This window comes from Cellulophaga sp. BC115SP, from assembly GCF_009905545.1.
In the GTDB taxonomy this organism is placed as follows: Bacteria; Bacteroidota; Bacteroidia; order Cytophagales; family Spirosomataceae; genus Flectobacillus; species Flectobacillus rivi.
This window is the reverse complement of record NZ_JAAALB010000003.1, coordinates 74,521-88,843: the sequence shown is the minus strand read 5'-3', so window position 1 is coordinate 88,843 and position 14,323 is coordinate 74,521. Positions and strand designations below refer to the sequence as shown.

Here is a 14,323-nt window from a genome sequence, read left to right as displayed (position 1 = left end):
TTTGATTTCGGAATTATAGCAGTAAATCCTAAAATTGGAAATCAAAAATCTACCATTCTCATCTATTTTTCTTTTAAAACAAACAAAAAAACCCGAATGAGATGGGGGTCTCAATTCGGGCGAAAATCGCAAAACTCTGTTAAAATCTTACAATCAGCTACAAAAGTATGAAAAAAACTTACAAAATCAAGGCTGCATTAGCCTTATTGGTGGGGGTTTCTACTCACTTTGTGTCGAAGGCACAATTCACTCTTCAAGGTCAAGTTAGAACTCGTACTGAGGTTCGTAATGGACTAGGTAATTTAGTACCGACAGGTTCAGATGCCGCGGCATTTACTTCTCAACGTACTCGCTTGATTTTTGGATACAAATGGGATCGAGTAACATTTGGAGCTACCGTTCAGGACATTCGCGTATGGGGACAAGATGCTTCGAGTATCTCAAACAACGATGGCAGTCGCCTGATGTTACATGAAGGATGGGCTGAGGTAACCTTAGCCAACAAAGCTGACACTACGATTAAATTCAAAGCAGTTGATCAACTTTCAATCAAAATTGGTCGCCAAGAATTAAGTTATGACGATGTAAGATTAATAGGAAATTTGGATTGGTTGCAACAAAGTCGTCGTCACGACATGGTATTACTCAAAGGAATGCACTCAGGTTGGCAGTTTGATGTAGGTTATGCTTTCAACCAAAATACTGATGCTTTTAATACAACTGGAACCATTTATACGCCTGCCAACACACCACAGTATATGCCCAATTCGAAAGGCGCTTTGGTAGCAGTACCCGCAGGAACGATTCCAAACGGAGCAGTATTTACGAGTAATCCAAGTACCAATGGTGCGACGCAAGATTACAAATCATTCAAAAGCGTATATATATCACGTAAGTTTAATCAGACCAAATTTTCAGGTCTATTTTTCAACGATGATTTTGGGAAATATAAGATGGATACCTTGGTTGGAAACAGTACGACAGGGTATTTGTATGGAAAAGATTTTAGAGGACAAAAAGGGGTTAATAGTCGTGTAACTTATGGTTTGATGGTTAATCACACGTTGGGCAATGCTTCAGGATTTGGTAAAATTGCTTTTCAAGGAGCATATTATGCACAAACAGGCAAAAATCGTGACGGGGTAGACATGGATGCTTATCACTACACGCTTTCGGCAACTTACCAAAAAGGTAAATGGGCTTTTACGCCAGGATATGATGTTCTTTCAGGAAATGACGCTGTAAATCCTAGTGGCAAAGACAATCGCTTTGACCCACTTTATGGAACACCACACCGTCACTGGGGCTATATGGATTACTTTTATGTAGGTACAGGTGCACCAGCAGGAGGCTTGAACAATGCTTATTTCAAGGTAAAATATACGACCAATGTGTTGACAGTTGGCTTGGATTATCACTCATTTGCCTTAAACAAAGCTATGGTAAAAACAGGTTCTGATGGTATCAAAAACACAATTAACAACCAATTAGGTACTGAGTTAGACTTTACGTTGAATTACAACATGAACAAGTTTACCAATATCGAATTGGGCTATTCAATCATGAATGCGACCGACAGTATGCCAATTGCCAAAGCACAAAGTGCAACAGCAACTTACGACAAAACAGGCACATGGTTTTATGCAATGATTAACATTCGTCCAGATTTCTTTTACTCAAAACCAGTAGCGTTAAGATAGTTTTGAGTGGTGAATTTTGAATTGTGAGTGGTGAATTTTGAATTGTGAGTGGTGAATGGTGAGTTGTCAATGAAGCTGTTTAAACTTTCGTAAACTTGCTCGCGTAAGCAATGAATTTATAGTGTTTGAGCGAAGCGAGGTGGTACGCCACTCCGATTATAATTCTTGATTTTTTTGCGGCCGCCGCTGCGGTTACTTTTTGTATCAAGACAAAAAGTAAGACGAAGAATTAATCAATAAAATGTGTTTTTACAAAAGTTTAGACAGCTTCAATGTAAACATCAAGTTATCAACACTCTAAACTCCATATCATTTAGACTTAATTCCATAGTTTCACTCATAATATGTAACCACTTTGTGATTTTGTACCCGTACACTTTGTACCTATGTGCCTATTCACTTTGTGCCTTTTAACTGACTTACTAATTTTTCATTATACAACTTCCTTAGACTGATGGGGGGCGGTCTAAGGATAGTTTTAAACCATTTCATAATCGTTATGAACGCAAAAACTCTGTTAAAGCAAGTATTAGTGTTGGTATGTTTAGTAGCTACAACACTACAATTGTCGGCCAATCCGACACCTTCTGGGAAGAAAATAAGATTAGGGTTTATTCCACTGACAGACTGTGCTCCGCTAGTAGCCGCTAAAGAGTTGGGATTATTCGCAAAATATGGTGTCGATGTTGAGCTTTCGAAAGAAGCTTCATGGGCCAATGTTCGTGATAAAATCTTGAATGGTGAATTGGATGGAGCGCACTGTCTTTTCTCGATGCCCTTGTCAGTATATACAGGAATTGGTGGTAAAGCTGGCTCCGAAATGAAAGTCGCTATGGTAATCAGCAACAATGGACAAGGAATTACCCTTTCGAAGGACTTCTGTGGCATGGTTGGTTTCAAGGAAGTAAACAAAGCTGCTGCCGCTGTCAAAAACGTACAAGCTCGCAAGGAAGTTACCTTCGCCATGACTTTCCCAGGAGGAACCCATGATATATGGTTACGCAACTGGTTAGCAGCAGCAGGTGTCAATCAAAAATCGGTAGGAATCATCACCATTCCACCGCCACAAATGGTAGCTAATATGCGTGTAGACAATATGGAAGGCTATTGTGTAGGTGAACCTTGGAATGGCGTTGCCGTTACTCAAAACGTAGGATTTACACATATTGCATCACAAGACATTTGGAAACATCACCCAGAAAAAGCTTTGGTAGTCAACAGCAAATTTGCTGCAGAAGATAAAGAAGATTTGAAAAAAGTGATGAAAGCTATCATTGAAGCTTGTCGCTGGTTAGACAATATGGGTAATCGTAAAAAAGCAGCTTCATGGCTAACTAAGCCCTATTATGTAAATGCTGCATTGCCCGTAATTGAAGCTCGCTTGTTAGGTTCAAACGATTTGGGTTGCGACTTGGGTGTTCAAAAATACAAGGACGACTACATGACTTTTTATAACAATGGTGTCGTGAATATGCCTCGCAAATCTCACGCAATGTGGTTTTTGGCACAGTATGTCCGTTTTGGTTATCTAAAAGCTGAACCAAATTATAAAGCGATTGTTGAAAAGTTGATTTTGGATGATTTGTATCAAGAAGTAGCAAAAGAAATGGCAGTACCTATGCAACCAGACATGAAGCCTTTCAAAACTACGTATGATGTAAACTTCGATCCAGCCAATATCGACGATTATTTGAAGGCAACTCGTAAATAAGATTTCCACAGTACTTCCTTGTGACAAGCAAGGAAGTACCCAAACATACCATATCATGAATTCATTTTCTCTCAAAAATTCGATTAGTAATGCGCTTTACTTTATCGGAAGTATGTTGGTGCTGATAGGCTTGTGGCAGTTGGTAACAATTTTAACTAAAAACGAAATTCCTGGACCTGTAGCCACGTGGCAAGTATTTATGGAACTCATGAGTGAACCATTTTATGACCGTGGTCCCAACGATAAAGGTATCGGCAACCAATTGGTAAGTTCATTAATCCGTGTTTTTAGTGGTTTTGGAGCTGGAAGTATCGTAGCTATTCCTCTTGGCTTGTTGATGGGGTCTTCTAAAACTGGGATGAAACTCCTCAACCCTATTGTTCAGATTTTACGCCCTGTGTCGCCTTTGGCTTGGTTTCCATTGGGCTTGTTGGCTTTCAAAGCGGCAGAAGGAGCTACCATTTTTATCATCATGATTACTTCATTATGGCCAACGCTGATCAACACAGCTTTTGGTGTAGCGAGTATTCCTGATGACCATAAAAATGTAGGTAAAGCTTTTGGTTTTTCTACTTGGAAATACATTACTAAAATCATGTTGCCTTATTCTATTCCACATATCATTACAGGCTTGCGTCTTTCGATTGGCGTAGCGTGGATGGTAATCGTAGCAGGCGAAATGCTTTCTGGTGGAGTTGGTATTGGGTTCTTTGTTTGGGATAGTTGGAATGCCCTTTCATTGGAGCGTATCCTCGTAGCGATTTTGATTATCGGTACCGTAGGACTTTTGTTGGATAAAGGCTTCAATGCCTTACAAAATGCTTTTTCTTACAACCAAAAGTAAAACATAAACCCTTTGCCACAAATGAATACTAGCAATAAATCACTCAATTTGGTCGATTCGGCCAATGATTTTCATAAAATTAATAGTCGTGAAACGGCTATCAGTATCAACAACGTTGAGGTATCTTTCTCAACACCCAAAGGAAAGTTTACAGCCGTAAAGGATATATCTCTCGACATCAAAAGAGGCGAAATTATTTCCCTAATCGGTCACTCTGGTTGTGGAAAATCAACTTTGATGAATACTATTTCAGGTATGGTATTGCCTACTTCAGGCGAAGTAATCGCCAATGATAAAGTGGTAAAAGGACCAGGTCCTGATCGTGGTATCGTATTTCAAAACTACTCGTTGTTGCCATGGATGTCGGTGTACAAAAACATATTTGTCGCTGTAGATTCGGTGTTTAAGAATAAATCTACTGACGAAAAACATGCTATTGTCAACCATTATATCGAAATGGTAAATCTTACCTCACACAAAGACAAATTGCCAAGTCAGTTGTCAGGTGGGATGAAACAACGAGTAGCCATTGCTCGTGCATTTGCCATCAACCCAAGCATTTTGTTATTGGACGAGCCATTTGGGGCATTGGATGCTCTAACCAAAGGTTCGATGCACATCGAGCTATTGAAATTGTGGAACCTAGATAATCGTAACAAAACTATCGTGATGGTAACCCACGACATAGAGGAGGCGATTTTCTTATCAGATAAAGTAGTGGTAATGAATAATGGCCCAGCAGCTACTATCAAAAAGATTGTAGATGTAAACCTAGAAAGACCCCGTAATAAAAAAGCAATTGCTCACGATCCCGAATACATCCGAATTCATGATGAGCTATTAGGATTGTTGTTTGATAAGTTTTCTATTGAAGACTAATAGGTATAAAAAAGCCCGAAATCAGTGATTTCGGGCAAGACTCTTACTTTTCATTGATATGAAAAGTCTCAAACTGGTCTAATCGAGCTGATAGTTTCCAACATAGCGGTGTCAAAAACCAATGACATCAGTAGCGGCCGATGATCATACCGAATTAGGGTTTCAAGAATTTATGAATTCCGCAATTCTCATATCAATTTATGCAAAAGTAGGGCGATTATTGAAGGAATAATCTTCTTAGCATTTATCATAAACCATGCCATATTTGCGGAAAATTCGGGATGAAACACTTTTGAAACAAAATAAAACACTTTGTATATGAGTATTCTGTCCAACAAGAAACAAGTAAAGTCAACCTGCTCTTATTGTGGCGTGGGCTGCGGTGTAGTGCTAACCGACCACGGTAAAGGAAAGTTGACCCTTGAAGGAGACAAGTCACATCCTTCAAGCAAAGGTATGCTCTGTTCAAAAGGTATGAATCTTCACTACACAGTGATGGATACTTCCGACCGTTTGTTGTATCCGACCATGCGCTACAACCGTGATATGCCTCTACAGCGTGTATCGTGGGACCAAGCACTTGACCGCACAGCGGCTGTTTTTAAAGCTATTATCAAAAAATACGGTCCCGATGCTGTCGGATTCTACGTTTCAGGACAATGCTCTACTGAAGAATACTATGTAATCAATAAGCTCATCAAAGGTTTTATTGGTTCTAATAATATCGATACCAACTCCCGCTTGTGTATGTCGTCGGCTGTAGTAGGCTACAAACTTACCCTCGGCGAAGACTCAGTGCCTGTTTGTTATGATGACATAGAACTAGCTGATACTTTTTTAGTAACAGGCGCCAACCCAGCTTGGGCGCACCCTATTATCTGGCGAAGAGTCGAAGCACACAAGCAAGCCAATCCTGATGTCAAAATTATTGTAGTAGACCCACGTCGTACTCAAACAGCCTCACAAGCTGATTTACATTTACAAATTACCCCAGGCTCCGATGTGACTCTTACCAATGCCATCGGAAGGGCTTTGATTGAAAACGACTGGATTGATACCGATTTTATTGTATCTCATGCAGATGGCTTTGAAGCTTACAAAGACCAAGTTATGCAGAGAAGTATAACAGAGGCTGCCGAAATTTGCGGTATCTCTTCTGAAGAAATTTATTTAGCCGCTCGCTATATTCATGACGCCAAAGGTTTTATGTCGATGTGGACAATGGGACTTAATCAGTCGGTTATTGGCGTAAACAAAAACCTATCTCTCATTGATTTGCATTTGATTACTGGTAAAATCGGGAAAGAGGGAAATGGCCCTTTTTCGCTTACAGGACAGCCCAATGCCATGGGCGGACGTGAGGTAGGTGGTTTGGCTAATATGTTACCAGCTCATAGAGATTTGCTTAATCCAGCCCACAGAGAAGAAGTTCAAGCTTTTTGGGGTGGAACCAAAATCTCTGATAAGCCAGGTTTTACCGCTACCGAAATGTTCGAAGCCTTGGCGGATGGTCGCATGAAAGCTATCTGGATTGTTTGTACCAACCCGATGGTGAGCTTACCCAATATCAACGCCGTTGAAAAAGGTTTACAAAACGCTAAATATGTCGTAGTACAAGATATTTCGAACCGTTCGGATACTGTCAAATATGCCGATGTCGTATTACCTGCGGCATCATGGGCGGAAAAAAACTCCGTTTTCACCAACTCCGAACGCCGTATTACCTTTTTACCCAAATTAATTAACGCTCCTGGCGAAGCCAAAGACGATACACAAATCATTGTAGAGTTTGCTCAGAAAATGGGCTTCGAAAAGGCTTTTGATTATCAAAATACAGCCGAAGTTTATGCCGAACATTGCCGTTCGACAGTCGGAACTAACATTGACATTTCGGGTTTGAGCTATGAAGTTTTACAACAAAAACGCTCTGTACAATGGCCATATCCACAAGAAAAGGCTATTCAAGACCCTGAGTATGTCGGCACCAAACGACTTTTTACGGATAACCAATTTTATACCGCTAATCGTCGTGCCAAAATTCATGCTGTACCAGACCAAAATCAGTCTGAGGCTTTGAGTAAAGAATTTCCCCTAATCCTTACCACGGGTCGTATTCGTGACCAATGGCATACCATGACCAAAACGGGTAAGGTGAATAAACTAAATCAACATATTTCACAACCTTTTATCGAAATACATCCAAAGGATGCTGCCGAGAGAGGTATCACCGAAAATCAAATTGTAGAGGTAAAAACCATCCGTGGCGAGGCTCGCATTAAGGCAAAAATTACGACTGACATCAAACAAGGTGTATGTTTTATGCCGATGCACTTTGGAAAAATCCAAGAAAAAACTTTTGGTCGTACCAACAACCTAACCAATACCTTGGTTGATCCACGCTCAAAAGAGCCAGATTTTAAGTATTCTGCGGTACAGGTTTTACCTTATCAAAAACCTGTTGAAAAAATTGTACTTATTGGTGCAGGTTCTGCTGGCTTAGGCTTTATCAAAGCCTATCGTGAACTCAATCAACAAGATGAGATTCATGTTTTTTCAAAAGAAATCTATCCCTTTTATAATAGAGTAATGCTTCCTGACTATATCTCAGGAGCACAAAATTGGGAACAGTTGGTTAAGCTTCGTGAAGACCAATTTGCGGAGGCAAATATCCTCGTACATAAAGGCGTAGAAATTGTGCATATTGACCGTGCCAACAAAGTTTTAACTGATTCTTTGGGTCAAGAACACACCTACGATAGATTAATGTTGGGTATGGGATCAAGAGCCTTTATGCCTCCGAGCGTTCCTAAGATTCCTGGTATTTTCAATATGCGTTCTCGTATCGATGCCGATAGTTTAATGCCTTTTTTACAACAACCTAATCCTCATGCTGTGATTGTAGGAGGCGGTTTGTTGGGCTTGGAATTAGCGGCTTCTCTTCGAGAAATGAATATCGAAGTTACTGTAATTCAGCGAAGTGGTCGTTTTATGGACCGCCAGCTCGACAAGCTTGGCTCAGAAATGCTCCATCATGAAATCGTAGATTTGGGCATTGAAGTATTTTATAATGATGAGGTTTCGTCTATTTATGGAACAGACCGATTAGAAGGCGTTCGTCTTAAATCAGGACGACGAATAGATGCGCAAGTTGCTGTATTTGCAATTGGGACTACGCCTAACACCGAAATTGCCAAAGCCGCAGGATTGGACGTAAAACGTGGAGTAGTTGTCAATGATTATTTACAAACGTCTGATCCTTCTATTTTTGCTGCGGGCGAAATGGCACAATGGCGTGGCGAAATGTGGGGTATCACGGCTGCTGCCGAACACCAAGCCGAAATTATTGCCAAATATATTGCTGGTGACTGGGCAAGTTATTACCAAGGTTCGCTTTCGATGAATATCATGAAAATCCAAGGAGTACAATTATGTTCATTGGGCACGATTGATGCTCCTACGAATAATCCTGAGTATGAAGAAATTATCTTTATCGATAAAGCCAAACGCTATTACAAAAAATGTATTGTTCACCGTGACAAATTAGTAGGTGCTATTTTGATTGGTGATAAATCAGAATTTTTGGAGTTTAAAGATTTGATTGGGAATAAAATTGAGCTTTCAGACAAACGAATGGAATTGTTGCGTTCGGGCAAAAAAGCAGATCCTGTAATAGGAAAATTGGTATGCTCATGTAATAATGTGGGAGAAGGCAACCTCAAAAATGCAATTGCTGGAGGTTGTAAAGATTTTACACAATTGTGTTCGCAAACAGGCGCTGGAACAGGCTGTGGAAGTTGCAGACCAGAAGTAAAAGCAATATTAGAATCGCTAAGCAAAAAAGAAGATGCTTTAGCAGAGAAATAGTTACCAGAAAGAAGGTTGGAATAGAAAAGGAAAAACGAGAAAGGAAGGTTTTTCTGAAGTGTACTGGAAAAGATGATTTTTAACCTTTTAGGCTCCGGAATTGAATTACTGGAATTAGAAACGAGCTTCTAAATTCCAGTAATTCAATTCCAAAGAACCTATATTTCTGAGGTTAAAACATGTCATCGTCATAGGTCGTCATTAATTATTTCTGACGAGCCACTACTAAATCACGAGTAGTAACAAAGTTAGTTTTGATTTCGAAAGTTTTAGCGTCGATAACGTCGATGTTTGAGCTAAGAACTTGGATAGTGTATTTACCATCGCTCAAGTTAGAGAAATCAAAAGTTTTTGCAAATTTACCTGATTTAGCGTCAACGTACTCACGGTGTACTTCGTTGTTGTCTTTATCTACTACTACTACAGTAACTTTTTTGTTGTTTGGTTTTTCTACCCAAACGTTGAAGCTAAGGCTGTTAGTAACTGGAGCGATTTTAGACTTTACAAATGCTTCTTCATCATTTGAGTTAGCGATTGCACTTACGTTTGACAAACAAGTCATAGCAGCTGCTACGAACATAGCTTTGATTACATTGTTGTTTTTCATGGTATTCATTATTTATGAGAGTGAAACATCAAATTTCTTAGAAAAGTCATATCTACTAAAAAAGGTTCATTTTTGAGAAAATTTCTTAAATGCTATCCTGTTTTGGACTGTCTAAAACTAAGAAACTGTACTTGTGTCATTTGTTTGACGATTTAAAGTTATAATCTTATTTTCGAATAGCAATGGATTAGGGTAAAAAATTTGAACAAAATCAAGAAAGTTCTTCTAAATAAAATTATATTTCTAGGAAAAATCACATTTCCAGATTTGCAATCATACTTTATATTGGAAAAGTGATATAGGATTGATTATCAAATTGTTAAGTATAAATTACTAAAATCATGCGAGACTACTCTTTAGTTAAAATAAATCTGACTGGTGGCATTGCTTCACCAGGGATGCTCGAAGGAATTCTTTTGATGGCACAAAAAGCAGGTGTTAAAGAAGTAAGTATCGGTGCTCGTCAGCAATTATTGATGTGGGTAAAGGCTGATACTCAGCGTGGTTCGGGCTTACCTAGCCTACGTGAAAGCCTCGAAGCAATGCAAATTGATTTTGAAATTGATACCCATCAATACCCCAATATTATTTCGTCTTATTGTGCCCAAGAGGTCTTCCAAACAGGACAATGGCTATCGGAAGGTATTTATCGTGACGTACTAGATGGTTTTAATTTTCAACCTCAACTCAAAATCAATATATCAGACTATCAACAGTCATTCACGCCCTTTTTTACGGGAAACTTAAACTTTATTGCCTCATCGATTCCGAATTTTTGGTATTTATATATTCGTCAAAAGCAATCCAATACCATTTTTAGGTTTCCCTTATTGATTTATACACTCGAAATCTCTAAAGTTTCAAAACGATTAGAGGGTATTCTACTATCAGGAGCTGATTTATCAGAAGAGGAAATTTATGAGAAAATGATTGCCCAAGGCGAAATCATTTCACAGCTCGTACAGGAAGATTTAGTGCTACCGCAATTTATGCTGCCTTATTACGAAGGTTTCAATCGTTATGGCAACAAAACTTGGTTAGGTATCTATCGTCGTCATGAGACTTTTGAGGTGGCTTTTTTATTAGATGTTTGTAAAATTTGTTTAGATACCAAAGTGGGACAAATTTGTACAACTCCTTGGAAATCGCTTATTATTAAAGGTATAGAAAACCAAGATAGAGCATCGTGGGACAAACTCTTAGGAAAATATGGTATCAACGTGCGTCATGCAGCCAATGAGCTGAATTGGCAAGTAGAAGATCATTGTCGAGAAGGATTGTCACTCAAAAACACGATTATCCGTGAATTCGACCAAGAGGATATTCGTACATTTGGTTTGTGTTTTGCCATTCAGACTCGCTCAAAGTCAGAAGTATTTGGTTCGGTAGTAATCAAAAAACGAAAAATACTGGCAGGGTTAACACAAGTATATGATGTGTATCATACGGTAGACTTCAATCCAAATACCCGTCAATTGGTTTTATTTGAAAAAGGACTTCATAAAACACATATTGCTGAAATTCTTCAACGACTTACCAAACGTTACTATCATAGAAGTACCGCTTCGAACACAGAAAAGCCTGCACAACCTCAAGCGAACTCCACAAGTACGCATCAGGTGCATCAATGCAAAGTATGTATGACCATTTATGACGAAAAATTGGGCGATAGTCAGCAAGGAATCAAGGCAGGAACGAAGTTTGAAGAATTGCCAGATAATTACTGCTGCCCTGTTTGTGATTCAGAAAAGGAAAATTTTGAAGTAAAAACTGTAGAAACAACTTATCAGTTATGAGTTGTGAATTGTGAGTTGTGAATTGTCCTTGCCTAAAATAGGTTGCCTTTGCTTACTAGACAAAATTGAAGTTCCTAGTTCAATACTTAGGTAATGATGCAAAATAAGATTGAATTATTACGCTTTATACAATAAATCGTAGGCATTAGGCTAAGGAGAACAAAGTATTGATATTAAAAATTTACATTCGCAACTCACAATTAGTAGTGTACGAAGGTTTTTTTTAATTCCTTCGAGCCTGAAAAGCTAAGTACTTTTTTAGTTTATCAAGCCCATCAGGAAGTTCAATTACTTCCAAAATAACGTTAGCTTGAAGTTCTTTGAAAAACTGGATTTTAGCTTTTTTATAAGAGTTGATACTATTCAATTTCTTGTAAACCAGCACAAGCATTGCGGCAATTAGTGTTGCATAGAGTACCACTTTTATAGCATTCTCATTATAACTAACAAAATGAGTTAGATTCATTTCTTGTTTCATAAAGCGAAAGAATACTTCTATTTGCCATCTTTGGCGATAAATATAAGCCACTAAGTAAGCAGAAATATCAACGACATTTGTTAAAAACAAAAGGTTACTTTTATCATCTTTCGTTACTACTTCGATGAGTCTAAACTCTTGTTTAACAAGGTTATTACCAGTTCCATACAAGTAAACAATTTCATCTTTGAGAATGCTTATTTCATCGTGTTCAATTGTGGGTAAAGGTTGATGCTGTCTTAAAGTTTGATAACGAGTATTGGCATTTAAGCGAGTGACGAATTGAGTTTCTTTATCCGAAAACTCCTTGAATGTGTCACGAGATTTAAGTCCTCTATCAAAGACAATCAAATCTTTTTTACCGTGTTGAGATTCTTGAATAACTTCTTTGAGTGATGTTTCTTCTGACAAATGATTTTGGTCTGAAAAAAACTTCATACGAATGCAAAAATCATTCTCTAGTTCTGTCGTTAGTTTGACTTGATACTTATTGTTGCTACTATTGCCAACCTTCATGCCACTCATTAGATGACCAAAAATATGAATCATCGTCGAGTCGTATCGCTTGATATTGTATTTTGACAAGGCAGATTGGTCATAATGGCTACTCACCATCTGATAAACTCGGTTATAGACCCTCTCAAAGTAGGATGAGTCTATTTGTGTTAGTCTATCTCTAATACTGCTATGAGCGGTAGTATCTCCTACTGCTAAATGCTCTATGGCTTGAAAAATAGCAGAAGAATAGTTGGCTTCCATACCTCGAAGACCAACTCGATTACTTTCTAATAAGCTATAAATGAGTAAATTAAAAATAGTTTTAGTCTTTAGTTTTATCACCCATTTGTCAGATTCTAATTCTTGGGCTAAGGATGACAAATAGTCTTGACCTATCAAGTCTAACAACTCAGAAACAGGTACTTGTTGCCGATGAATGAGATGTTTGTCCATTGAGTAATGCTTAAAATCCAGTACCTCAAAGAAACACACTTTTTACAAATTGCGAAAGACAATGGTTACTTTTTCAATCCTTCGTACAGCACTAACTCACAATTCACAATTCAACACTAATACTTACCTTACATTCTAAAATAAGGTTTAAACACTTTTTTGTCGAGAATAAATACCGCAAGCAAAGCATTAGCCATTAACATAAAGTTGATAAGCTCTTTTTGATGTATCATATTAGTAAGTACACTAAAATCTAAAGGTACTTTTACCGACTGCACCGAAGGCATTCCCGAACTCAAAGCAACCACCAGTACAATCAAAGCACACATCACTGCCAAGAAGTATAGATGCAAATGGCTTTTAGGTTTTAGTACTACTTCAGGCTCTTGAGCAAGCTCCCATTGATCTATTAATTTATCCGTAAAGTTTACTGCTGTTTTCTCCATCGGCAAATCTTCCAACAGGGCATGTGTAGCAGCATATTCTTTAAATAGCAATTGGTATTCTTCGTCCTCTTGCAACAGACGCTCATGCCTTTGCAAAAGCTCCTCAGAGGCGATACCATCGAGGATGTCAAATATTTCTTCGTCTGTGATATTCATTGTATTAAAATTGAAGCTGTTTAAACTTTTTCGTCTCAGGTGAATAAATTCACCCACTAAGTGGAATTGTTAGTCAAAACCTAGTCATATTATTAACTTTAGGTTAGCTCTCAACAAAGTATTTTCTACCTATTTTATCATTAAGCTCCTAGCCGATTGCTCAAAGCCCAAAGCCAAGTTAATATACCAAACTATGTAACTCATTGCCCAATAGTCGTTTCATCTCTTCAGCCAAACGCTTTCGGGCACGACAAAGTTTAACTTTTGCCGTATCAGCACTAATCCCAACGATTTGGGCAATTTCTTCTAAACTCTGTTCTTTTAGATAAAACAAGGTAATCATCGTTACGTCGTCAGGCGAAAGATGATTGAGTGCCATTTGAATATATCTCTTCTGTTCAGCACTTTTCATTCCATCTGAAGTATCCGCCGAAGCTGCTTGTGCCGATTGAGAAGCCTCAATGTCGTCGGTTTGTATGCGATTTTTGCGTTTAAACATCAAAGCTGTATTAAACACAATTCTATAAAACCATGTCGTAAACTTAGATTCCTTATTGAACTGTGGCAATGCCTGAAATGCCTGAATAAAGGCATCCTGAGCCACCTCTTCAGCATCTTCGCGTGTACCCACGATTTTGTAGGCTACCGTAAAGGCATAATCCTTATGACGATTTGCCAAATCCCGATACCCAGCTTTATCGCCTGCCAAGATTCTTTCAATAATAGATATGTCTGTTTCCAACGTTTTCACGACAATAGGATGCAAGTTGGTTTAGAAAGGTTACAGGAATTTACTCTTTTTTTCAAAAAAATAAAAAGAGATGTAATGAGGTGATTGAATTTTACCCGTAGAGACGCAATGCTTTGCGTCTAAAGAAGTGTCATTCTGAA

General features: G+C 38.4%; 10 protein-coding genes. 6 read left to right on the top strand and 4 right to left on the bottom strand.

The features are described 5' to 3' along the window. The first annotated feature begins 167 nt into the window (after positions 1-167). From GVN22_RS03220 to GVN22_RS03200, 5 genes are all read left to right on the top strand, one after another. A complete protein-coding gene (locus tag GVN22_RS03220) occupies positions 168-1,700 on the top strand; it encodes an alginate export family protein (RefSeq protein ID WP_166549635.1) in 1,533 nt (510 codons plus the stop codon). Positions 1,701-2,199: 499 nt separating this feature from the next. Continuing rightward, positions 2,200-3,411: a CmpA/NrtA family ABC transporter substrate-binding protein gene (locus GVN22_RS03215; RefSeq protein WP_166549634.1), complete on the top strand. Its 1,212-nt coding sequence runs from the start codon at positions 2,200-2,202 to the stop codon at positions 3,409-3,411. A gap of 55 nt (positions 3,412-3,466) precedes the next feature. Beyond that, entirely contained in the window at positions 3,467-4,255 is a 789-nt protein-coding gene (gene ntrB / locus GVN22_RS03210; protein WP_166549633.1) for a nitrate ABC transporter permease, read from the top strand. 21 nt (positions 4,256-4,276) lie between these two features. Then, a complete protein-coding gene (locus tag GVN22_RS03205; protein WP_166549632.1) occupies positions 4,277-5,134 on the top strand; it encodes an ABC transporter ATP-binding protein in 858 nt (285 codons plus the stop codon). Positions 5,135-5,452: 318 nt separating this feature from the next. Next, positions 5,453-8,998, top strand: coding sequence for a nitrate reductase (locus tag GVN22_RS03200; protein ID WP_166549631.1), 3,546 nt, complete (start codon positions 5,453-5,455; stop codon positions 8,996-8,998). 205 nt (positions 8,999-9,203) lie between these two features. Here the strand turns inward: GVN22_RS03200 and GVN22_RS03195 are convergent, their stop codons facing one another. Further along, entirely contained in the window at positions 9,204-9,605 is a 402-nt protein-coding gene (locus GVN22_RS03195) for a hypothetical protein (RefSeq protein WP_141234883.1), read from the bottom strand. Positions 9,606-9,946: 341 nt separating this feature from the next. Here GVN22_RS03195 and GVN22_RS03190 point away from each other — a divergent pair, with 341 nt between their 5' ends. Then, the gene (locus GVN22_RS03190; RefSeq protein ID WP_166549630.1) at positions 9,947-11,401 is read left to right on the top strand and encodes a rubredoxin; all 1,455 of its coding nucleotides are present in this window, start codon (positions 9,947-9,949) and stop codon (positions 11,399-11,401) included. A 223-nt stretch (positions 11,402-11,624) separates the two neighbouring features. Here GVN22_RS03190 and GVN22_RS03185 read toward each other — a convergent pair whose 3' ends face one another. From GVN22_RS03185 to GVN22_RS03175, 3 genes are all read right to left on the bottom strand, one after another. Beyond that, positions 11,625-12,830: an IS4 family transposase gene (locus tag GVN22_RS03185; protein WP_166549629.1), complete on the bottom strand. Its 1,206-nt coding sequence runs from the start codon at positions 12,828-12,830 to the stop codon at positions 11,625-11,627. A gap of 128 nt (positions 12,831-12,958) precedes the next feature. After that, complete coding sequence (locus tag GVN22_RS03180; RefSeq protein ID WP_166549628.1) at positions 12,959-13,432, bottom strand: hypothetical protein; 474 nt, start codon at positions 13,430-13,432, stop codon at positions 12,959-12,961. A gap of 178 nt (positions 13,433-13,610) precedes the next feature. Beyond that, the gene (locus GVN22_RS03175; RefSeq protein ID WP_166549627.1) at positions 13,611-14,174 is read right to left on the bottom strand and encodes an RNA polymerase sigma factor; all 564 of its coding nucleotides are present in this window, start codon (positions 14,172-14,174) and stop codon (positions 13,611-13,613) included. Positions 14,175-14,323 lie beyond the last annotated feature (149 nt).